19 protein-coding genes are annotated in these 21,508 nt (G+C 44.1%); 15 read left to right on the top strand and 4 right to left on the bottom strand.

Going from position 1 to position 21,508, the window contains the following annotated elements; genetic code table 11:
- The first annotated feature begins 85 nt into the window (after positions 1-85).
- The 9 genes from L2W36_RS08075 (at position 86) to L2W36_RS08035 (ending at position 9,074) form a co-directional block, all read left to right on the top strand.
- A complete protein-coding gene (locus tag L2W36_RS08075; RefSeq protein WP_236109756.1) occupies positions 86-1,804 on the top strand; it encodes a hypothetical protein in 1,719 nt (572 codons plus the stop codon).
- Positions 1,805-1,814: 10 nt separating this feature from the next.
- The gene (locus tag L2W36_RS08070; RefSeq protein ID WP_006071577.1) at positions 1,815-2,546 is read left to right on the top strand and encodes a DUF3726 domain-containing protein; all 732 of its coding nucleotides are present in this window, start codon (positions 1,815-1,817) and stop codon (positions 2,544-2,546) included.
- A gap of 196 nt (positions 2,547-2,742) precedes the next feature.
- Positions 2,743-3,651, top strand: a complete 909-nt coding sequence (gene yhfZ, locus L2W36_RS08065) for a GntR family transcriptional regulator YhfZ (protein ID WP_006071578.1) — start codon at positions 2,743-2,745, stop codon at positions 3,649-3,651.
- Between the two features lie 26 nt (positions 3,652-3,677).
- A complete protein-coding gene (locus tag L2W36_RS08060; RefSeq protein WP_236109755.1) occupies positions 3,678-4,562 on the top strand; it encodes a phosphotriesterase-related protein in 885 nt (294 codons plus the stop codon).
- A gap of 18 nt (positions 4,563-4,580) precedes the next feature.
- Positions 4,581-4,943 (top strand): DUF2620 domain-containing protein, encoded by a 363-nt coding sequence (locus L2W36_RS08055; protein ID WP_031494231.1) that lies wholly within the window; start codon positions 4,581-4,583, stop codon positions 4,941-4,943.
- Between the two features lie 2 nt (positions 4,944-4,945).
- On the top strand, positions 4,946-6,250 hold the full coding sequence (locus L2W36_RS08050) for a YhfT family protein (RefSeq protein ID WP_236109754.1): 1,305 nt from the start codon (positions 4,946-4,948) through the stop codon (positions 6,248-6,250).
- A 51-nt stretch (positions 6,251-6,301) separates the two neighbouring features.
- Positions 6,302-6,661, top strand: a complete 360-nt coding sequence (locus L2W36_RS08045) for a hypothetical protein (protein ID WP_006071582.1) — start codon at positions 6,302-6,304, stop codon at positions 6,659-6,661.
- A gap of 63 nt (positions 6,662-6,724) precedes the next feature.
- Positions 6,725-7,864, top strand: a complete 1,140-nt coding sequence (locus tag L2W36_RS08040) for a YhfX family PLP-dependent enzyme (RefSeq protein ID WP_006071583.1) — start codon at positions 6,725-6,727, stop codon at positions 7,862-7,864.
- Complete coding sequence (locus tag L2W36_RS08035) at positions 7,857-9,074, top strand: phosphopentomutase (protein ID WP_236109753.1); 1,218 nt, start codon at positions 7,857-7,859, stop codon at positions 9,072-9,074. The genes L2W36_RS08040 and L2W36_RS08035 overlap by 8 nt, the downstream gene beginning before the upstream one ends.
- 86 nt (positions 9,075-9,160) lie before the next feature.
- Here L2W36_RS08035 and L2W36_RS08030 read toward each other — a convergent pair whose 3' ends face one another.
- The gene (locus L2W36_RS08030) at positions 9,161-9,658 is read right to left on the bottom strand and encodes a peptidylprolyl isomerase (protein ID WP_236109752.1); all 498 of its coding nucleotides are present in this window, start codon (positions 9,656-9,658) and stop codon (positions 9,161-9,163) included.
- A gap of 186 nt (positions 9,659-9,844) precedes the next feature.
- On the opposite strand from L2W36_RS08030, the gene L2W36_RS08025 reads away from it, so the two are divergent.
- Positions 9,845-10,063, top strand: coding sequence for a VF530 family DNA-binding protein (locus tag L2W36_RS08025; protein WP_038228109.1), 219 nt, complete (start codon positions 9,845-9,847; stop codon positions 10,061-10,063).
- Between the two features lie 53 nt (positions 10,064-10,116).
- Here the strand turns inward: L2W36_RS08025 and L2W36_RS08020 are convergent, their stop codons facing one another.
- Positions 10,117-10,356 carry an RNA recognition motif domain-containing protein gene (locus L2W36_RS08020; protein WP_031495002.1) on the bottom strand — a complete coding sequence of 80 codons (240 nt, stop codon included), beginning with the start codon at positions 10,354-10,356 and terminating at the stop codon, positions 10,117-10,119.
- A 194-nt stretch (positions 10,357-10,550) separates the two neighbouring features.
- On the opposite strand from L2W36_RS08020, the gene L2W36_RS08015 reads away from it, so the two are divergent.
- The gene (locus L2W36_RS08015) at positions 10,551-11,081 is read left to right on the top strand and encodes a GNAT family N-acetyltransferase (RefSeq protein ID WP_038228113.1); all 531 of its coding nucleotides are present in this window, start codon (positions 10,551-10,553) and stop codon (positions 11,079-11,081) included.
- 26 nt (positions 11,082-11,107) lie between these two features.
- Here L2W36_RS08015 and L2W36_RS08010 read toward each other — a convergent pair whose 3' ends face one another.
- Positions 11,108-12,106 carry a substrate-binding domain-containing protein gene (locus tag L2W36_RS08010; protein ID WP_006071589.1) on the bottom strand — a complete coding sequence of 333 codons (999 nt, stop codon included), beginning with the start codon at positions 12,104-12,106 and terminating at the stop codon, positions 11,108-11,110.
- Between the two features lie 319 nt (positions 12,107-12,425).
- Here L2W36_RS08010 and L2W36_RS08005 point away from each other — a divergent pair, with 319 nt between their 5' ends.
- From L2W36_RS08005 to L2W36_RS07995, 3 genes are all read left to right on the top strand, one after another.
- Positions 12,426-14,540, top strand: coding sequence for an alpha-galactosidase (locus L2W36_RS08005; RefSeq protein WP_236109751.1), 2,115 nt, complete (start codon positions 12,426-12,428; stop codon positions 14,538-14,540).
- A gap of 278 nt (positions 14,541-14,818) precedes the next feature.
- The gene (melB, locus tag L2W36_RS08000; RefSeq protein WP_006071592.1) at positions 14,819-16,192 is read left to right on the top strand and encodes a melibiose:sodium transporter MelB; all 1,374 of its coding nucleotides are present in this window, start codon (positions 14,819-14,821) and stop codon (positions 16,190-16,192) included.
- Between the two features lie 341 nt (positions 16,193-16,533).
- A complete protein-coding gene (locus L2W36_RS07995; RefSeq protein ID WP_124940954.1) occupies positions 16,534-18,030 on the top strand; it encodes an ArnT family glycosyltransferase in 1,497 nt (498 codons plus the stop codon).
- 75 nt (positions 18,031-18,105) lie between these two features.
- On the opposite strand, the gene metR is transcribed toward L2W36_RS07995, so the two are convergent.
- Positions 18,106-19,017 (bottom strand): HTH-type transcriptional regulator MetR, encoded by a 912-nt coding sequence (metR, locus tag L2W36_RS07990; protein WP_006071594.1) that lies wholly within the window; start codon positions 19,015-19,017, stop codon positions 18,106-18,108.
- A gap of 197 nt (positions 19,018-19,214) precedes the next feature.
- Between metR and metE the strand changes: the two genes are divergently transcribed.
- Positions 19,215-21,494, top strand: coding sequence for a 5-methyltetrahydropteroyltriglutamate--homocysteine S-methyltransferase (gene metE / locus L2W36_RS07985; protein ID WP_236109750.1), 2,280 nt, complete (start codon positions 19,215-19,217; stop codon positions 21,492-21,494).
- Positions 21,495-21,508 lie beyond the last annotated feature (14 nt).

The raw sequence follows: 21,508 nt of genomic DNA, 5'->3' as shown, positions 1-21,508 counted from the left end.
TCTTCAATAACGTGAATGCTGTGTGGGCTTAGGTTCACACCCCACGCAGCTCCAATCATTCTTATAATTAAAACAGGTGAGCAAAATGGATGTACATCGTTCAACTTACACTGAGACTCCGCTTCGTAGCGTTGATGTGGTAATGAATCCACAACGACTTGGCGCTATGCATCAAAATCGAATCAGTTTTGTGCGCAGCTTAATCCGCAAAATGGCACAGCAAAATTGGCAGGTGAGTAAGCATGAATGGCAGCTGTCGCCGCAAGGGTATGGACACGTCATTTACCGTCTCGCAACACCTAAGCACGTTTATCATCTAGTGGTATTTTGTGACCAGATTGCTGATGAAGAGCGCAATGATCGCGTGATTGCAGAGAAATGGGATGTGACATTCGCCCTAGTGTATGGAGATGTTGATGTGTCTCTGTTGGAAAAGCTGCGTGCCAATGTGCCGCTTCAAGAAGCAGGGCGCAATACCAACGATGTTCTTGTATTGGCTCGCGCCAATAAGAGTGTTCGAGTCTTCGAACATATTGTTTCTCACCTTGCCAAGGGCACTCAACCAGACGCGAAAGAGCTTGCTGAGGTTGGTTATATTCTGCGTACAACGGCAGTTTACGGTAATGGTAAGTTCGGCATTGCTGACTTTAAGTTACTGGAAGATAACGATGACTTTAGTCAGTCATTCAGCGCCCAAATGTGCGCGGTGTATCTGCTACGCGAATTCAGTTTGGATTGGGTGCATTACTTGGCGACGCAACAAGGCGGTGATAAAGCGATATCATTAGATCGCGGTTTGCAGCGATACTTGGGCGTTGGAAATGCGACTGGGCTTGGTATGGCGCCATATTTGATTAATCACCCATGCATCGTTGACCAGTGGATGACGTCACGAGAAAAAGCACTCGCGATGGTGTTGGCGCAGCAAACTAATAAAGATAAGTTGCCGCAACTTAAAGTTCTGCTTAGCAAAGCGACTATGCACTTGGCGCAAGTAATAACGATTAATGAGGTGCAAAACAGCTTGAATCAGCAGGCGCTTGATGAATTGTCTTTACTAGTAGACGACCTAGCTACACATCTTGAAAATGCCTCAACTTGGGGTGATTTGCTCGAACAAAATCAGTCAATGAATATGGAAGCCCAAGAAATCCTCATTGCGTGTCTGATGGAGCTCTACCCAGAACAAGTTGATGTATTTGCAGATCAGATGAATACGGATGAAACGCTGTACCTGCCAACGGGTAAAAAAGTCAGTGATTTGATTTCGTTATTGGAAACTCGTTATCAGTGGGCAGTTAGTACTGACTTTTCGATGCCAGAAAACAACTATTGGTTCTGGTATCGGTCACAGGACAAGGAAGAGCCACGCTTAGGTGTTCGTGAGGAAGAACAAGGTGCAGATAAAGAACTAACGCTTGATATTGGTAGACAAGCGTATTACCTGTACAGAGCGTTAGAGCAACAATCTCAAGAGATGTCGATTGCGCAATTTCTGCTGCATTCTCCTCAATATCGAGCTATTGCAAGAAGGGTATGGACGCTAGGTAATCGCGTGATGGGAGACATTCAAATGAATGTTCTCCATAAACAGTCACTACCTATGCATTTATTGCGTTGCAAACTCGCCATCTTTGGGGCGACGAAGTTTGATCCTCGATCTGACCGCTGGGTCCGAGTCACCTTTTTCCAAGGTGCCCCATTGCTAGACGAAATCGGCGATGAGAATTACCAAGATAATTGGATCTTTCCATTGTTGCCTAGTGAGCAATCTATGACTTCCATTAACTCTATTACGCCATAAGGACGTTGGTATGATCGTATCTCACAATGAATTAGTCGCTGCAGTAAACAAAGCTTTTTTGGGAATGAAACGCTCCTGTGGCGAAGCGGACGTGATTGCTAATATGGTTGCGGACCTGCAAATGGTTGGGCTTAATGGGATTCGCCATTTTAACAATGCATGTAACTACCTAGGTCTCGAACAAGACTGCGCAGTTCAAATCAATAAGGTTGAACCAGGTTTACTGGAGGTGGACCTCCACCAAAATAGCGTAGCGTGCCATCTGCCTGTGATCTTAGATTTCGCACTTGAGTCGATGGTTGGGCAGAAGCAGCTCAAAATGACATTATTGAACTGTCACAATCGCTGGTTGGCGTATAGTGAATTGGTAAAACTGGCAGCGAAGGGTATTGCTTGTAGAGCATATTGGAGCAATGGTAGTCAGCCCAAACGCACTCTTTATGTACTCAACCGAGGATGTGTTGCACCTGAGCTCTATTTTTCTGACACCGACCTTGTTGAAGACGACCTTCACTCGATGACGATTGAACTGTCGATTGAGGACTTTAACCAGACAGAATTAGCGGGTCAATACAACACCCATATCGATAGCACTGAGCTTTCTAGCTCGCAGCAAGCCGCTTGGGTAGAAGGCATTTTTGTTGATGATGCCGAGTGGGCAATGTTAAAGCAGACGGCAACGATATTCTTAGTAGAAAACAGTCAGCGCTCACTGCAAGGAGCGGGTGAATTGGTGGAGTGATAATCAAGCCCACACTGATCTTATAAGGTTAGCAATAGATGAAAGTGCCGAGTAATCCGGCACTTTTTTCATGTTTGGTGACTGGCAATCCAGTTTTAATGCTTTTTGTCAGTAGTTAATAAGAGTGTGACGCGCTTTGCTTTTCTTATTGTTCTGGTATGGTTAAATTAAATCCTCAAAAAAATGAAGAATAAAAATGAGTAGTCAAAACTATATCAAGAAAAACGGAGCGGCCATTATTCATATCGCCCGTTATTTATTAACGACTGAGGCTGGAGATAGACTCAAGACGATTGATGAGCTGTCGATCGACATCGGTTGTTCCGTTGGATATGTAGCAAACGCGATTAAATTTATCGAAAAGGAAGAAGCGGTCTACCTAAGCCGACAAGGGCGTAATGGTACCATTATCTCTTCACTAAATTTCAATAAGCTGGTGGGTATTTCCGAGATTGGTAATATCGTTTGTGCGATGCCGCTGCCGTATACAAAGCATTACGAGGGATTGGCCTCTGGTCTTAAGCAACAGATAGACAACGTGCCCCTGTATTTTGCTCATATGAGAGGCGCAGGGGTTAGGGCGGAATGTCTTAGTGACGGTATCTACGATATCGCTATCATGTCCAAACTGGCGTCAGAAAAGTATGTTGCAGAAGGCGACTTGGAGATTGCAGTAGAGTTGGATGCGCACAGTTATGTACCAGAACATCGATTGATTTACAGGCAGTCAGAGCGTAATAACATTAAACGAATCGGTGTTGATGCTGAATCGCCAGACCAAAAACTGCTTACTGAAATCTACTTTAAAGATCAAGAAATTGAGGTGGTTCCAGTACCTTATAACGAATGTCTCAAACAGATTGTCAAAGGGGAGATCGATGCTGCAATCTGGTATGCCTCACGAGAAGATTCTATTGAGGCGATGGGCCTTAGCGAAGAGCCGCTCACGTCTATTCCGGATTTTGAAAAGGCGTCGATTGCAGTGTTGATGGTTAGAAAAGGTTCGGACTATCTAAAGGCTATGCTAAAGAAATTCGTCAATAACGAGAAGTTACTAGCGCATCAAACGGACGTGATATCCGGTAAAGTGATTCCAACTTATTAGGTTCTAGCTAACAAGGAGAAAATGAGATGTCATTCGACACAACCGGTTTTACCTATTGCCATGAGCATCTGCATATCGATTTATCTCCTCAGAAGGGAGATATTGATTGCAAACTTGATCAATTTGAATTGATTAAACAGGAGCTTATCTCGCTTAGGAAACTTGGAGTACGGAATATCGTTGAGGTGACTAATCGTTTTATGGGTAGAAATCCTCAATTTATTGAGGATTTAATTAAGGCGTCAGAGATGAATGTTGTTTTGTCGACTGGCTATTACATCGAGGGTTTCTTTCCGGATTTCTTAGCGAATCTGTCGATTCGAGATATTGCCCAAACCATGATTGACGAAATTGAACAGCCTCTGGATGGCACCTCTCTAAAGGCGTCTGTGATTGGTGAGATTGGGAGCAGCGAAAACCAATTCTCCCCACTAGAAAAGAACGTCTTCTTAGCTGCGGCCATTGCTCACAAAGAAACAGGCGCGCCTATTTCAACGCACACCTCATTTAGCACGATGGCGAAGCAACAGATCCAGTTACTTGGTGGTGAAGGTATCGACCTTAGGAAGGTGACGATAGGACACTGCGACCTTCGAGATAACCTTGATGACTTGCTCTACTTGTTGGATCACGGGTGTTACGTGCAGCTCGATACAATTGGTAAGAACAGTTACTACCCAGATGAAAAGAGAATTGAAGTGATTAATACCCTAATCGCTAGGGGATACGTCGAGCAACTTATGTTGTCGATGGATATAACTCGACGTTCGCATTTAAAAGCGAATGGCGGGTTAGGTTTTAGCTACTTGATGGAGGAGTTTGTTCCTCGACTGTTCGCTTCTGGTGTAAGCGAAAGTGATGTCGAAATTATGCTCAAACACAATCCAAACCGATTTTTCAATAACGGATAAACATAAAAGGAAAGCAGAATGAAAACGATCGCAATCGCGGGTTTACAACGCGAACAAATTAAAGCGCAGATAGAAGAGGCGGCACCAGGAAAGTTTGAGTGCCACATTCTCAACGACATGGATGCCGCGATGAAAGTAAAAGCAGGAGAACTTGATTACTACGTCGGGGCTTGTAATACAGGTGCGGGCGCTGCACTTAGCATGGCTATTGCTATTATTGGCTTCAATGAGTCGTGCACGATTGCGAAGCCTGCTATTCAAGCTAAGGAAGAGCAAATTGCTCAATTTATTACCGAAGGCAAAAAGGCATTTGGATTATCAATTGAGCACGTAGACCACGCCGTTCCTATGTTAGCGACATTGCTAGCGAGAGAGGTGTAGTTATGGATATCACCAACATTGCTCTAATTGCGACCTTGTGTGCAATGACTGCTTTAGTCGCACATATGTCGGCCGCCGTATTTCACGACGGGATACGACCCATATTGCCGCAGTTGATTGAAGGCAACATGACACGCCGAGATGCTGGTTCCGTTGCTTTTGGCTTGTCTATCGGTTTTGTCGCGTCTGTGGGTATTTCTTTTACCTTATCGACAGGCCTTCTTAACCCGTGGCTGCTTTTCTTACCGACGGACATCATAGGTGTTATGGCAACGAGCCGCATTATGGCGATGCTTGGGGGCGGCATTTGGGGCGTATTAGTGGTTACCAGTCTGGCTGGTGTTAATGCGGTTCTGACAGGTCTTCCAATTGATGCGCTGGGTGCTTTGGGTGAGTTGGGTACACCTGTCATGTCGGCGTTTGCGTTATTCCCATTGTTAGCTATTTTCTACCAGTTTGGATGGAAAGCAGGGGCTGTTGCAGGTGTTGTGATACTTCTATCACGACTGTTTGTTATGAAGTTTACGGGTATCTATCCTGAGTCGATTCAGATCTTTGTTGGTATGGTGATGCTTGTGGCTATAGCGATTCGTAAAGATGTTCAAGATAAAGCGAACGGTATTACCCCTCCAGATATGAGTGGTATGCGAAGCTTGTTTGAAGAGCGAACTAAGCGAATTTTCAAGAACATGCCTTACTTAGCTGTTGTCGGTGCACTGATAGCCGCCGCCGCTGCGTCGGGGATCTTTGCGGGTTCAGAAGTCTCTATTTACTCGTTAGCAGATGCCTACAAAATAGAAGACCCTGTTGCTCAAAAAGAAGCATTAAACCAAGTCGCTTTGTCTGAAATGATGCGTGGTTTAGGCTTTATTCCACTGATTGCCACTACGGCACTTGCTACTGGGGTTTATGGCGTTGTTGGCTTTACGTTTGTGTTTGTAGTGGGTTATCTCTCACCAAATGTACCTGTGGCAGCAGTACTTGGCGCGATTACAATTTGCATCGAGATTTTCTTGCTTCGTGGTATTGGTCGCTTCTTAGAGCAGTTCCCTTCAATTCGAAATGCTTCGGACAATATTCGTAATAGCATGAACACGCTAATGGAATTTGCTTTGCTTATTGGGGGTGTGCTTGCAGTGATGAAAATGGGTAGCACGACAGGGTTTACGATCTTTGCAATGTTGTATTACTTGAACGAAGTAATGGGTCGTCCAATTTTGAAAATTGCAGCGCCTGCAGTAGCGGCAATACTTACCGGTGTGGTGTTAAACCTACTTTACGTCTTTGGGCTTTTTGTTCCTGCATAAATACGCGTACAGCTTTTTTCATACCTATCTGTACAGAGATTTGGAGAAATTATGAAACAACGAATGTCTCTTCTTTTGGAGCATAACGTAATCAGTCAAATCGCGTTTGATGCGACCATGAGGGCTGTCGGAATCTTGATGATTGAATGGAATGTGAAAGAGGATTCAGAACAATTTCAGATGGCGATGACTCATTTTGCACGTGCTATTGATCGAGTACTACAAAGCAATCCTATTGTAGAAGGCTTGGACTCTGAGATTCTAAAAGAAATGCAAGATGACGACGTATTTTCAGACATTGTCAGTATGAACAATCAGTTATGTTCGGCGTCTGGCGTACCAGAGATGCCTGAGACGGAAATCAGTTTTCTTTTGAGCAATCTGTACGCAATCAAACTGAGTGTGTCGTAACTGGATTTTTTTGGAAATTAATCTTCAAAAAAATGAAAATAAATTGAGTGGATTGAAAAGTATATGTATTTAAATGCTTTGCAACATCAAAACGACGCACTGATTCAGGCTACCCTTGCTCTTTATGAGCAGGGGAACCTGTTACCGGATTCGTACGTCATTGATGTCGAACAATTTACAGCAAACGCCAAAGTTATAAGGCAGCGTGCTAGCGACCTTGGGTTAAAGCTGTATGGCATGACCAAACAATTTGGGCGTAACCCATATTTAGCACAGCTTCTTCTCGAATTAGGCTATGACGGTATTGTTGCTGTGGATTTCAAAGAAGCGCGAGCTCTGCATTTAGCGGGAGTCAAGGTTCAACACGTGGGTCATTTAGTCCAGCCTCCGACGGCTATGGTGGAACAAATCGTGGCAGAGATGAAGCCAGAAGTTATGACCGTCTATTCGCTAGATAAAGCACGTCAAATCTCAGATGCAGCCTGCAAGTGCGGCAGAGTGCAACCTGTGCTAGTGAAGTTTTATGGCGACGAAGACAGGCTTTATGTCAACCAAGAGGCAGGATTTCCGATTGCTGAACTCGACTCTGTGTTAGAGGCACTTGGTCAAATGAAGGGGATTCGCCTAGAAGGAGTGACTCATTTCCCTTGCTTTTTGTTTGATGGTGAGCAGCTTGCAGCAACAGAGAATGTCGACACGCTGCATCAAGTCATCGAACATTGGCCAGAGGAGGGGGGGCCTCACCAAGTCAATATGCCTTCAGCGACATGTTTTAACACTTTAACCATGATTAAACGGCTAGGGGGAACTCATGGTGAACCGGGTCATGCTTTGACTGGTACATTTCCAGCTAACATTGATGGCAGTCAGCCTGAAAAAGTTGCGATGCTGTATTTATCAGAGATTTCTCATCAGTTTCAAGGTGCATCGTATTGTTATGGCGGTGGTTACTACCGTCGTGGTCAACTTGAACATGCATTGATTGATGGTTCGGTGTTCCCTGTTAGCAATGAGGATGTGAACGCTATCGATTATCACCTAAAAGTATCTGGGATCCATAAAATAGGTACACCGATAATCATGGCATTTCGAACTCAGGTCTTTGTCACTCGTTCCGATGTGGTTTTAGTTGATGGTATTCAATCTGGGAACCCAAGGGTTATCGGGCGCTATGATTCATTGGGAGGGGCGATAGATGGGTAGATTTATCGTTATTGTCTTGGACGGATTCGGTGTTGGTGCCATGGATGATGTCTATGAAAGCCGAACCAAAGATATTGGAGCGAATACCGCATACAAACTACTGGCCTCTTATCCCAATAGAGATTTACCAACTCTCGCGTTATTGGGACTTAATAATGTTGTTGATTGCAACGTATCGCGCCTTAAACAAAACCCTAACGCCAACACCGGTACCATCAACCTAAAACACCAAGGATGCGACACATTTGCTGGACATCAAGAGCTTATGGGAACGCTACCTAAATTACCAAGGGTCAATCCATTTCATAACTCCATTGATACGATTCAAGAGTCCCTTGAAGAGGCGGGGTATTTCGTTGAGCGGGTAAAGAGAGGAGAGCTTGCTGTACTGTTGGTCGAGCAATCTGTAGTGATTGGCGACAATCTGGAAGCTGAATTAGGTGAGGTGTATAACGTTGCTGCAGATTTAAATCGTATTGAATTTGATAGTTTATTGAATATCGGTCGAATTGTTCGTGCAAATAATCATGTAGCAAGAAACATTGTATTTGGAGGGCGACTTGATGCGACCGAACAGCTTATTAATTCGATAGAAGTCCGTGGAGAGTGCGTTGGAGTTAATGCGCCTAAATCTAAAGTGTATGAAAGAGGGTTTCAGGTCGCTCACTTAGGGTACGGGGTTAACCATTTAGTGCAAGTTCCCCATTTACTCGCCAATGTTGATTGTGAAACTGTTTTGGTTGGTAAGGTGGCCGATATTGTAGAAAACAACCATGGTGTGAGTTTCAAAGGATTAGTGGATACGGAGCAGATCTTATCTATTGCTTATCAGGAAGTTGATAAGCGAAAACATGGGTTTATTTGTATCAATGTACAGGAAACCGATTTGTCAGGGCATCGACAAGATCCAGATTTATATTGGAAAGTGTTGGAAAAAAGCGACGTTGGAATCGCTAAAATTATGCAATTGATGAACGATGAGGATGTTTTGGTGGTCACGGCCGACCACGGGAATGACCCTTATATTGGTCATGGGCAACACACTAGGGAAAAAGTGCCGTTATTGCTTCATAAAAACGGCATCAATGGCGCGTGTTTGAGTGAGCGTGCGACGCTCGCCGACATAGGGGCGAGCGTCGCGGAGTATTTCGGGGCAGATTTACCCGAGAGCGGAGAATCGTTTATTGAATTGCTTAAGCCGTTTGATTGAAGTGGTATAGATGAAGTGTGCTAGAGAGCTGAAACTGGTTGGCGCTCTAGTAATCTTTCCATTCAAAAAAACTGAATCGTCAGTAGTTATTTCACTACTACATCAGTAATTATAATTGACTTACAAGGTACGTCATCATGCCCTTTGTAGGAATGCGTTGCTACTTTTCCAATGGCGTTGACCACATCCATGCCAGCGGTCACTTTGCCGAAAACCGAATAGCCCCAGCCACGGTTTGTGGTGGCAGTGTGATTAAGGAAGTCGTTGTTGGCTAAATTAATGAAAAATTCCGATGTTGCAGAATGAGGAGCTTCAGTACGAGCCATCGCTATAGATCCTGTAACATTTTTAAGTCCTCGATTGGCCTCGTTGACGATAGGTGCGCGCCCCGGCTTTTCTTCAAGGTTTTGGTTGTAACCGCCAGCTTGTATCATGAACCCGTCAATGACACGATGAAATACTGTTCCTTGGTAAAAACCTTCTTGGCAATATTTAAGAAAATTTTTGGCACTAACAGGGGCTTTTTCGATATTGAGCTCAATGTCGATATTGCCGACGTTCGTTTCCAAAGTGATAGTAGTCATGGTTAAGTCCTGAGTTTTCATTCTAAAAAGTAAGAAGTTTGCTATTGATAATGTAACTGTAATACTGAGTGTAGTAGTGACATAAGACGATGTATTGAAAGACAACAGCAAATGCGATTGCTTTCTGGCTAGAGCCTATGATGAAATAGCGCCGCATTCCACCCACACACTATTTTGGAACTTTTAATGAGCACTGAACAACCAAACAACCCGCTACATGGTCTAAAGCTGGAGAAAATTCTTACTCAATTGGTGGAACATTATGGGTGGTCTGGACTACACGATATCATTCGAGTGAACTGTTTTTCGAATGATCCTTCTATTAAATCATCGCTCAAGTTTCTACGTAGAACGCAATGGGCGAGGGATAAAGTAGAGCGTCTGTATATTGAAACGTTTTGCTAGAAAATGTTAAGGCCAGTCTTAGACTGGCCTTATTGGTCTTGGTGACCTGCAAATTAGTGACCTGCAAATTTCACGCGAATCTTGCTGCCATTGAACATGGTAAGGTTCAGTTCTTTGATCGCCACTTTCGCTTCATCTTCGTTTGGCATATCTACGAACGCAAAGCCTTTGGACTTACCCGTTTCCTTATCCAACACCAGTGTACACTCAACAACGCGGCCGTAGCCTAGAAACAGTTTTCGTACGTCGTGTTCTATTGTGTCACGGTCAAGGTTTCGAACTAAGATTTTCATAATGAGCCATTTGATATAAGAATTACCGGCGGATTGTCTCAGGTTATGCGGCGTAAACCAAGTGATTCTGTGGAAATATCAGTCCCGCAAAAATCTGATAATTGTGAAATCTCATTAATCAGGTATAACTAGACCACTATTAAAGGAAAAGATTCTGATTAATCTGTTAGTTAGATGTTGAAGGGAGACTTGTGGTGTTCACTCTAAAAGTTGATAACGAAATTGAGCTTGCGTTGGTACAACCTTCTTTTGCAGAACAGTATCTGGAGATTGTTAACGATCAACGTGACTACTTAGCGCAATGGTTAGCGTGGCCACCTCATGCCGACTCAGAAGCTTTTTTCCAGCGATTTATTACCCAGTCACTGCACGATTACGCGGATGGTAAATCTTTGGTGTGTGCCATGATCTATCGTGGCGAGTTGGTAGGAAACATTAGTTTTAACGCTATCAACCTGTCGCTGAAGAAGGTGGAGTTAGGTTACTGGCTGTCATCAAAGGCACAAGGTAACGGGATTGTAACGCGCAGCGTCGGTAGGCTTATCGATTATGCATTTAATGAGCTTGGTATGGAGAAGGTTCAGCTGTGTGCTGCTACGGAAAATACGGCTAGTAGAAATGTGGCGGAGCGTTTGGGCTTCTCGCTGGAAGGGATAATTACGCGCAACGAGAATTTAAATGGCAGGGTTGTTGACCACGCTGTCTACGGATTGCTGCGCTCTTGAGTAGCGCAGCACCGATCTAACTCCAGTTATCTTCTGCTTACCGAAGAGCGTTTTACTAATATTGGCGCAAAGAGGTTTTGTGCTCTTTCAACGTCTTTCCCGCTGGCTCTTTGCAATGCTTCTAATACAGCTTGTTTAGCCATCACCTGAATTGGGTAACGAATAGTTGTCAGTCGAGGGTAGATAAAACGAGCGATCAATCCATCATCGAATCCAATAACCGACATATCTTCCGGAATTCGAATACCATTTTCTTGGATTAATGCTAAGCAGCCTGCCGCCATATCGTCGTTATAAGTAGCAACGGCTGTAATCGATAGATTCTTGGCGAGTAGATTCACCATGGCCTGTTCACCGCCAATCTCATCCGGTTCACCATACTCAATAAATTCTTCATTGGGCTCGATGTTGTGATCTTTGAGTGCTGCTAGGTAACCATCTCTACGATCATGAGCATCATCGATGTCGTGGCTGGAGGCGATATAACCTATTTTCTCGTGGCCGTTTTTAATCAAAAACTCAGTGGCCAAATACGAACCTTTGAAATTATCGAGTGCAATGCAGCGATCTGCGATTGCCGGAACAGAGCGATTAATGAGCATCATTCCAGGTATTTCGTCGGCCAGTTCTGTGAGCTCTTCATCTGACAGTCCTTTACTGTGGATGACAAGTGACTCACAGCGACTGCTAATGAGCAGGTTGATGGCATTTCGCTCTTTGACTGGGTCGTGGTATCCGCTACCAATGAGAATTTGTTTGCCTTGTTCTGCAGCAATGGTATCTATGGCTTTAACCATAGCCCCAAAGAACGGAGCAGATACGTCGTGTACCAAAATCCCTACAGTATTGGACGATTTGCTAACCAGCGCACGCGCGTTTGCATTTGGCCGATAGCCAAGCTTTTTCATGGCAGCTTGAACTGCAACGATAGCGGCCTCACTGGTGTGGGGCGCATTGTTTATAACTCGGGATGTGGTCGCGATTGAAACGCCAGCTTCTTTTGCGACTTCTTTGATTGTGGCCATGACGCTCTCTACATCTTATTAATCATTTTATTAAACAATGCTTAAGCAAATATGACAAACGCTATTAGTGTGCGTGAACCCCCATTTTTAACGATTAGAGTAATCGTTTCCAAAAATGTCACTGTGAATAAAGTTTAACTCTATTTGACCGTCTTGTTTGAACACAACTTTACGTTCCGTCGCTTTATATTCCTATGTTCAGAAAACACGCTTTGAATATATCATAATTGTAAACGTTTCCATGATTATGCAGTGCCTCACAGAATTTCTATGATTTGAAGCTATTATGTAGAGCAAATCGTTTCTGAGGTTAGAGTGAATGACAAATAAAACGCTGATTGAACTTAAGGGCACCAACACACAGATGCTTCTTGAAGTCGGGGAGTTAGCCGAGATTTTACACTGGGGTAAGAACATCGATGTGTCTGACCCTCAATCACGGTTGGCGTTGCATCGCCCAGTTCCTTATGGGCGCTTGGATGATGATATCGCTATGTCTTTAACTCCGGAGTTAGCTCGCGGGTTATTTAGCAGTCCGGCCATAGAGGGACACCGCAACGGCCTAGATTGGGCGCCGGCTTTTACCATTTCAGAGACTCTCCACAAGGATGGTCAGCTTACCTTAATCAGTGAAGATGCTACTGCGGGGCTAACGTTAACCACTGAACTGCATCTGGATCAGTACGATGTGGTTAAGGTTCGCCATTCACTCACGAATACCAAGTCGGGTGCGTATCAAGTAAACCGATTAGCCAATACTCTGATGTTGCCAGAACGAGCCAAAGAGTTGATGAGCTTCTTCGGGCGCTGGGTCCATGAATTCCAAATGGTACGCCAGCCATTATTGCAAGGAGGCTTCCAGCAAGAGAACCGCCGTGGGCGGACCTCTCATGAGCATTATCCAGCAATTATTGCGGGTACCAGCCATTTTGATGAAATGTCTGGTGATGTGTGGGGTTTCCATTTTGCATGGAGTGGGAACCACAGGTTAAGAGTTGATGTGAAAGCTGATGGCCGCCGTTATGCTCAGGCTGAAGTTATCTACCTGCCTGGGGAAGTGACTCTTGAACAAGGTGAAAGTCTAACTACTCCTTGGCTGTATGCCAGTTACAGCGATAAAGGGTTGAATGGCATGAGCCAGCAATTCCATGAACACGTCCGTCACTCAATTTTACCTTCTGAGTTTGTGAATAAACCTCGTCCAATTCACTTGAATACATGGGAAGGCATCTATTTCGACCACGATCCTGACTACATTATGTCTATGGCGACACAGGCAGCCCAGATGGGTGTTGAGCGCTTCATTATTGACGACGGGTGGTTTAAGGGTCGCGACGGTGACAAGGCTGCGTTAGGGGATTGGTTTTTAGATGAATCGAAATATCCTAAAGGTTTGCAGCCTGTTGTTGAGCATGTAAACAGTCTCGGAATGGAGTTTGGCCTATGGTTTGAGCCGGAAATGATCAACAAGAATTCTGATCTTTATCGTAGTCACCCTGACTGGCTGCTGGCAGTTGATGGCTATCAACAGCCTACTGGGCGCAACCAATATGTCATCGATCTTCAAAATGATGCAGCGTTTGAATTCTTGTTTGAGCGCTTGGATTATTTCCTATCCACATACAATATCGGCTATATCAAGTGGGATATGAATCGTGAAGTGGTGCAACCCGGACACAGAGGTAAAGCGGCCGGTCATCAACAAGTGGTTCGCTATTATCAGCTGGTTGATAAAGTGCGAGAAAAACATCCTAACGTAGAAATTGAATCGTGTGCAGCAGGTGGTGGGAGAATCGATTTTGAAGTGTTGAAGCGTACCCATCGCTTCTGGGCATCAGATAATAATGATGCGCTGGAGCGACAGTCTATACAACGAGGTATGAGCTATTTCTTCCCACCGGAAGTCATGGGGAGCCATATCGGCGCGAGCCATTGCCATAGTACCAGACGCCGTCACTCTATTGAATTTAGGGGCCTCACCGCCTTGTTCGGTCATATGGGAATCGAACTTGATCCAGTCAAAGAAAGTGACATTGAAAAGCAAGGATTTGAGCGCTACATCAAGTTGCATAAATCATTGCGATCGTTGCTACACAGCGGGGATTCATGGCGTCTTGAAACCGATGATAACGCTCATCAGATCTCAGCTGTTATTGCCAAGGACCAGTCTCAAGCGGTTATCCAGATCGCTCAGTTGGCCATGCCAACGAATTCGTTAAGTGGGCATCTACGGATACCAGGATTGGATCCTAAAGCAAGGTACAAAGTTTCCGTGATTGATAAACCTGCTTTGTTTGATGACATCGTTAACTACCAACCACCTTGGATGGAAGAAGGATGTGAGTTAACCGGAGAATGGTGCGAAGAGATTGGGCTGACGATGCCGATACTAGACTCAGAATCTGCGGTTCTAGTGGTGTTACAGCGACTCTAAACTGTACTGATTGCAATAAGGCTGCATGACTTTATCTTGCAGCCTTTTTTATTGGTTTATTTGTAATCGTTTCCGGATTATTTTTACTCCTTAAAGCTAGTAATAGATGTATTTGATCACATTTAATTTACATATCGTTATGTTTTACTGTTTTAGATCTCATTTTTAAATATGTTAGTGTAAACGTTTCCAGTTATGGTTATGGATCACAGAAAGGCGACGCTTCTGTCAGTAGGATTGCGCTCAGACCAATAAATTAAAGAAACTAAGTGTAACCTATGTCTGAACAACTGACTCTTAAAACTAAACTCTCATATGGCCTAGGTGCTTTAGGTAAAGACTTTGCCTGTGCGCCTATCTACATCTTCCTTATGTTCTACTTTACAGACGTCGCAGGATTGTCCGCTGCGTTTGTCGGTTCAATCTTCCTTGTGGCCCGAATTTTCGATGCTGTGACTGACCCTCTTATGGGCGTGATCGTTGACAACACTCGTTCAAAAATGGGTAAGTTTCGTCCGTGGATTGTTGTTGGGACGATTCTAAATGCGGTTGTGCTGATTGCGTTGTTTAGTACTCATATGTTTGAGGGTACAACCTTATATGTATATGCTGCGGCAGCGTACATCTTATGGGGACTGACCTATACCATTATGGATATTCCTTATTGGTCAATGATTCCAGCGCTGTCTAGCTCTAGACAAGAACGCGAGAAGTTGGTCGTATGGCCTCGTCTATTCGCTAGCTTGGCATGGTTTATCATCGGTACTTACGGCTTGCATATTGTTGGTACGTTAGGAGACGGCAATCAAGGAGACGGTTTCTTCAATCTATCAATCCTAATCGCGATTCTATTTGTGTTAAGTGCTTTCTTGGTAGCTCGCAACGTAAAAGAAGATACCAACATCAAAGCAAATGCAGCGGAGAAGTTTAATTTCAAAGATGTCATGGTAATTATTGGTCAAAATGACCAACTAAAAGCACTGATTGGCACGGTATTATCTTTCCAAATCGCTAACTTGTTAGTGGGCGGATTTGCTATCTACTACTTTTCTTATGCACTAGGAAATCCTGAACTTTTCCCAATCTATATGATGGTTGCTGGTGCTGCGGAAGTCGCGGGTGTTTTCTTGTTCCCACGCATTGCTGCTAAGTTGCCTAGAAAGAACTTGTGGTTTATCGCCTGTGGTTTCCCGATACTATCATGTGGCCTGTTACTTGCGATGAGTGGCTTGGCTCCGGGTAACGTGGTGCTTATCGGTCTATCAGGTGCAGCTATCAAATTTGGTATCGGTATTGCGAATGCACTACAAACAGTAATGCTTGCTGATGTTGTGGACTATGGTGAATATAAAACTGGTCGTCGCAGCGAGAGCGTTATTTTCTCAGTTCAAACCATGTTGGTAAAATTCGCGGGTGCAGCTGGTGGCTTCATCGTTGGTGTGGGGCTGTCATTAGTCGGCTATGTACCGAACGTAGAACAAACTGCGGATACAATTTTTGGCATTGAGTTCATGATGGTGGGCTTACCTGCAATCTTAATGGCGATTAGTGGCATTGTTTACAAACGCTATTATCATCTGCACGACGGGTTTTCTGAGAGTGCGGTTAAGCACATCGAACAGGTGGAACCTCAAACGGTTAACGCGCAATAATTCAACATCTCTCTAATTATTATGAATCACACGGTTTAATGCAGTTTGTACAGAATGTATTGAATGGTGTGATTCATAAATAGAATCAGTCACTTCTCGTTTTACTCTTCCGATCTGAAGGTACTCTTCTGTCCCTTCGATGCTGACATTTCATTACAGCTCTTGACTATCTATCCATATAGACTATTCATATTATAAGTATCATTAATTTATATAACTTATTAATAACTAAGATATTTACAGAAAAATGACTTGAAGCCATTTTGTGATGCACTTCAAGTTAGTAAAGTCTATCGCCAAAACCTTCTATTTTGACTTTTTAGGGGAGCCCTTTTTAGCCAATGTTTTCAACTATTCTCAGTTTTGACCGAGCATCCACGAGTTCAACAGATGTGCAGCGTTCGCATCGCTTTGCATTTATGTGGTGTTTTTTCTATGCCGTCGCTTGGTCTTTGGTGTCTTATCACCTAGATCCAACCGTACCTTATGACGCAGTGGAAGCGTTGAACTGGGCCAGTAATGGTGAATGGGGAAGTCCGAACAATCCGTGGTTTGTAGGCTTTTTTGCTCGTATTTTACTGGTCTCAGATACCACAGAGTTTGCGTCAGCATTTTGGTACGTAGGACACTTCTCTGTTATCGCATTGGGTATGCTGGGTTGCTACAGACTCGCTTACAAACTCACAGACTCAATAGCCTTAGCTTGGTTGGGGCTGCTAACTCTGAACTTATCAGGCGTTATCAACTTTGAAGCCATTCCATATAACGACAACTATTTGTTGTTCGGTTCTTGGTCATGGATTTTATTGTTTTTTGTCAAAGCTGTTTATGAAAACGCGAAGTGGTGGTTGCCGTTTGGTGTGTTAGCTGGTTGCTCTGCAATGGCTAAATACACGACCTTCGCACCAGTTGCGATGGTATTTATACTTAGCCTTACGGTGCCAAGCGTGCGTCGCTTTTGGAAAGAACCGTATTTCTATGCCGGTATTGTTGCATTTTTAGCTTTAGTAACGCCAAATTTCTTTTGGATGTTCGCCAACAACTTCTCGTCAGTGAAGTGGGTGAGTGGTCAAGTATCGGCGCAGTTGAGTCCTGGTAGTTGGTTAGCGCTGTTGTCGGTATTCTATCCGTTTGTTTTGTTAGCGGCGCTGCTGGGAAAACGAGCGCTGAAACTGACTAAAGATGTGCCTGAAAAAGTATGGCTAACAACGTTTGTTTTATTGGCTCCTCTGGTACTTATCATGGCTTGGTTTACCTTCCATAAAGGTAATCGCCTTGTAGAATGGTTGCACCCGTTCTTCATGCCTGCGCCAGCTGTGTTGGTCGCTTATCTAGCAAAAGATGTGGTAGGTAAACTATCGAGACCATTTAAAGTGTTGTCAGTCATGGCATTGGTTATGATTGCTGGCTATGCCTCGGTTATGCTCTTTAACGTTCGTAATGCGGGACAGAACTTTAGCGGGATTAAGACGTTAAGCAGCGAAGCAGAGCAGTTTTGGTATCAACATAATGACAAGCCGTTGACATTAGTTGGTGGAACACCGCTTTCTCAATGGTTTACCTTCTATATTGCACCTCATCCAAAAATGACGAATCAGTGGAGCAATGAGACGCTACCCAATGTTTACAACCGCCATATCACAGCCGAGGCGATTGAGCAGCAAGGTGTGTTGTTGATGGGTAATGTGGGGGCAGGATGTAAAGAAGGGGTATTTGCTCGCTTTACTAATGAATGGCCGCAGTTTGTACCAGATATCCAGCAAGAAGTGATTTATCAAGAGTCTCCTCAGGACAAACAGCAAGCAGTATGTTTGGGAATCGTGAGTCCACGTTCTTAAGCAGTACTGCGTTATAACGAAGTAAGCCCTCCACTACGGAGGGCTTACTTTTTGAATGGACTATTACAATAGAACTTAAGCTATCTTGATACCTTCCAGATGTTGCTGACATTGCGTTCTTGCTGTGCCGAAAAATGCCTGCAGATAGTGTTTATCCTTTTCTCCATTTCTCACCGCAGCAAAGAGTCTTCGCCAAAGCCCTTGTCCCAGTGGCTTGCTGGTAATTAATCCTTGACGAGAAAACTCACTCACTGCCCAGTTAGGTAAAGCAGCGACCCCTAAACCCGCCGAAACCATTTGTACCAACATTAAGGTGTTGTCAGCTTGCTTCCATTTCTTTGGTTCTATCCCTGCTGGGGTTAAGAAATGTTTGACTATATCAAGACGTTGCTTTTGAACCGGATACGTCAATAAGGTCTGCTCTGATAGATCTTCGGGTTCAATTACAGATTTTTCTGCTAATGGGTGAGAGATGGACGTGACTAAACGCATCTCGAAATCGAACAGGGGTTCATAATGAATTTCAGATCGCGGCTGAATATCAGAGGTAATCACCAGATCTAGCTCTCCAGCAACCAAAGCAGGAATAGGCTCAAAGCCAAAGCCAGAGGAAAAATCAAGCTCTACATGTGGCCAAGCGAGTTGGTACTCTTTCAAAGCGGGCATCAGCCACTGAAAGCAAGAATGACAGTCTATGGCCATGTGTAAACGACCGTTGATGTCTTCCTTGAGACCCGCTAAATCACCTTCTGCTTGCGCGATGCGTGGAAGAATTTCGTTCGCGAGGTTGAGTAGTATCTCACCTTCTGAGGTAAATCGAACTGGACGTGTCTTGCGAATAAACAACGGTGAACCGATACGCGCTTCTAAGTCCTTTAGTTGATGAGAGAGGGCGGACTGAGTTAGGTGTAGCGATGTGGCGGTCGCAGTTAGTGATCCTGTATCTCGTAGCGATGCCAATGTTTTTAAGTGCTTTAGCTCTATCATGAATATCCCTCATCCTGTTCCCTTAACTATTAACTTAACGTGATTTATAAGATGTGTAAACATCTAGACGTCCAAAAGTGTTTTCTATCTGTTGTTGAATTAATTTCATATTCAATGTGAATAATTTGAGATTGTTCATATTTATTGGCTGGGGGATAGTTTAGCCATCCAGACTGCTTCAGATAAAGGACATCAACATGACAGTAACGCACATTCTTGGCTATCCACGCATCGGTGAAAAACGCGAACTCAAATTTGCTCTAGAAAAATACTGGAAAGGGGAGAGCGACCAAGCTGCTCTCAAGCAAACTGCAAGTAACATCAAACAGAATAACTGGGCGCTGCAACGCGACAATGAACTATCTTTCGTGACAGCGGGTGATTTTGCTTGGTATGACCATGTACTTAGTACCAGCCTACTACTAGGCCATGTACCAAAGCGACATGCTAAAGGCTTTCCTGACCTTGATACGCTTTTTCGTGTAGGGCGAGGTCAGTCACAGGCTCAGTGCGGTTGCAGTGGCGAAGCAGCGTCAGACATGACGAAGTGGTTTAACACAAACTATCACTACATTGTTCCTGAGTTTTCCTCTCAAGATAGTTTTCAAGTAAGTTGGACCCAGTTATTTGATGAAATAAATGAAGCTCAGCAAAACAGCAGTAATGTGAAACCTGTGCTTCTAGGCCCTTTGAGTTACCTTTACCTTGGTAAAGAAGTCGAAGACGGTTTTGATAGACTCACGCTGTTGCCACGTCTTTTGACAGCCTACCAAGCTATCTTAGCGAAGCTAGAAAAACTGGGTGTAGAGTGGGTACAAATTGATGAGCCAATACTATCTCTTGAGCTTCCAAAGCCATGGCTAAGTAGTTTTAAGCTGGCTTATCAGGTAATTAGAAGTGATGTGAAGGTGCTACTGACAACCTATTTTGACTCGGTTGTTGAATCGTTAGATGTGATTAAGCAACTAAGTGTTGATGGCCTGCACATTGATGTGGCTGCGGCTCCTGAACAGCTAGATATCGTGGTTGATCAATTACCAGAAGATTGGGTGTTATCGGTCGGTACTATCAATGGTCGAAATGTATGGCGCGCAAATTTACACAGTAAGCTCCAACAATTGCAGCCAGTAAAAGAAAAGCTTGGTGAACGCTTGTGGGTGGCCACCTCATGCTCTTTGCTACACAGCCCGGTTGATTTAGAACTGGAAACCAAACTTCCAGAAGGGACAAAAAACTGGTTCTCTTTTGCCAAACAGAAGGTTAGTGAAGTGCAATGGTTGGCTAAGGCATTAGATGGCGATGAAGATGCAAAACAGTATTGTGCTCAATACAGTCAACCCATTATAGAGCGTGAGCTATCGACTTGGGTAAATAAGCCTGAGGTTCAAAAGCGTGTTGCCGCTTTGGGCCAAACCAACGGTGATCGCTGCGCACCTTATGATGAGCGAGCCCATCATCAGAAAGAAGTATTGAAGCTTCCTTTATTGCCAACTACGACGATAGGTTCGTTCCCGCAAACCTCTGAAGTTCGACAAACACGTGCGGCGTACAAACGTAATGACATTGATTTCCCAAGTTATCAAACTGCTATGCATGCGTTTATCAAAGATACGGTAGAGCGACAGGAAGCCACCGGATTAGATGTTTTGGTGCACGGTGAAGCTGAACGTAATGATATGGTGGAGTATTTTGCAGAGAATCTTTCAGGCTTTCAAACTACTCAATTTGGTTGGGTACAGAGTTATGGATCGCGCTGTGTTAAACCTGCCATCGTGGTTGCTGATATCGAACGTGACAAGCCAATGACAGTCGAGTGGTCAACCTATGCTCAGTCGTTAACCTCAAAACCAATGAAAGGTATGTTAACGGGGCCTGTGACCATCTTATGCTGGACGTTCCCTCGTGAGGATGTGACGCGAGAAACGATAGCCAATCAGCTTGCATTAGCACTTCAAGATGAAGTTAATGATTTGCAGAACGCTGGAATTAATATCATTCAGATTGACGAACCTGCAATTCGCGAGGGTTTACCGTTAAAACAGCGTGACCATAAAGCATATTTAGAGTGGGCGGTGAAAGCGTTCAAAGTGTCCGCGGCAAGTGCTAAACCAGAAACTCAAATACACACTCATATGTGTTACAGCGAGTTCAATGAAATCATTGAATCTGTGGCTGCGTTAGATGCAGACGTGATTACCATTGAAACTTCTCGTTCAAATATGGAACTGCTAAATGCGTTTGAAGAGTTTAACTATCCAAATGAGATTGGACCGGGGGTTTACGATATCCACTCTCCAAACATTCCGACCGTTGAATGGATTGAGCAGTTGATTGAGAAAGCAGCTGAGCGCATTCCTGCAGAGAGACTCTGGGTGAACCCGGACTGCGGCTTAAAAACACGTAACTGGGAAGAAACGGAAGTATCATTAAACAACTTGGTGAAAGCAGCGAGTAACTTACGTAGAAAGCTAAGTTAATCGGTGGAAAAATA

This window comes from Vibrio sp. McD22-P3 (genome assembly GCF_021568915.1).
Lineage (GTDB): Bacteria > Pseudomonadota > Gammaproteobacteria > Enterobacterales > Vibrionaceae > Vibrio > Vibrio mediterranei.
Note: the sequence above shows the minus strand (reverse complement) of the source record. Positions and strands in the feature narration are given on the sequence as shown.

Bases quoted from the DNA above. Each gene is read 5' to 3' on its own strand.
- L2W36_RS08030 (WP_236109752.1), bottom strand. From the start codon at position 9,658: ATGACTACTATCACTTTGGAAACGAACGTCGGCAATATCGACATTGAG.
- L2W36_RS08025 (WP_038228109.1), top strand. From the start codon at position 9,845: ATGAGCACTGAACAACCAAACAACCCGCTACATGGTCTAAAGCTGGAG.
- L2W36_RS07995 (WP_124940954.1), top strand. From the start codon at position 16,534: ATGTTTTCAACTATTCTCAGTTTTGACCGAGCATCCACGAGTTCAACA.
- L2W36_RS08050 (WP_236109754.1), top strand. From the start codon at position 4,946: ATGGATATCACCAACATTGCTCTAATTGCGACCTTGTGTGCAATGACT.
- metE (WP_236109750.1), top strand. From the start codon at position 19,215: ATGACAGTAACGCACATTCTTGGCTATCCACGCATCGGTGAAAAACGC.
- L2W36_RS08005 (WP_236109751.1), top strand. From the start codon at position 12,426: ATGACAAATAAAACGCTGATTGAACTTAAGGGCACCAACACACAGATG.
- melB (WP_006071592.1), top strand. From the start codon at position 14,819: ATGTCTGAACAACTGACTCTTAAAACTAAACTCTCATATGGCCTAGGT.
- L2W36_RS08075 (WP_236109756.1), top strand. From the start codon at position 86: ATGGATGTACATCGTTCAACTTACACTGAGACTCCGCTTCGTAGCGTT.
- L2W36_RS08040 (WP_006071583.1), top strand. From the start codon at position 6,725: ATGTATTTAAATGCTTTGCAACATCAAAACGACGCACTGATTCAGGCT.
- L2W36_RS08060 (WP_236109755.1), top strand. From the start codon at position 3,678: ATGTCATTCGACACAACCGGTTTTACCTATTGCCATGAGCATCTGCAT.
- L2W36_RS08055 (WP_031494231.1), top strand. From the start codon at position 4,581: ATGAAAACGATCGCAATCGCGGGTTTACAACGCGAACAAATTAAAGCG.
- metR (WP_006071594.1), bottom strand. From the start codon at position 19,017: ATGATAGAGCTAAAGCACTTAAAAACATTGGCATCGCTACGAGATACA.
- L2W36_RS08035 (WP_236109753.1), top strand. From the start codon at position 7,857: ATGGGTAGATTTATCGTTATTGTCTTGGACGGATTCGGTGTTGGTGCC.
- L2W36_RS08010 (WP_006071589.1), bottom strand. From the start codon at position 12,106: ATGGCCACAATCAAAGAAGTCGCAAAAGAAGCTGGCGTTTCAATCGCG.
- L2W36_RS08020 (WP_031495002.1), bottom strand. From the start codon at position 10,356: ATGAAAATCTTAGTTCGAAACCTTGACCGTGACACAATAGAACACGAC.
- yhfZ (WP_006071578.1), top strand. From the start codon at position 2,743: ATGAGTAGTCAAAACTATATCAAGAAAAACGGAGCGGCCATTATTCAT.
- L2W36_RS08070 (WP_006071577.1), top strand. From the start codon at position 1,815: ATGATCGTATCTCACAATGAATTAGTCGCTGCAGTAAACAAAGCTTTT.
- L2W36_RS08045 (WP_006071582.1), top strand. From the start codon at position 6,302: ATGAAACAACGAATGTCTCTTCTTTTGGAGCATAACGTAATCAGTCAA.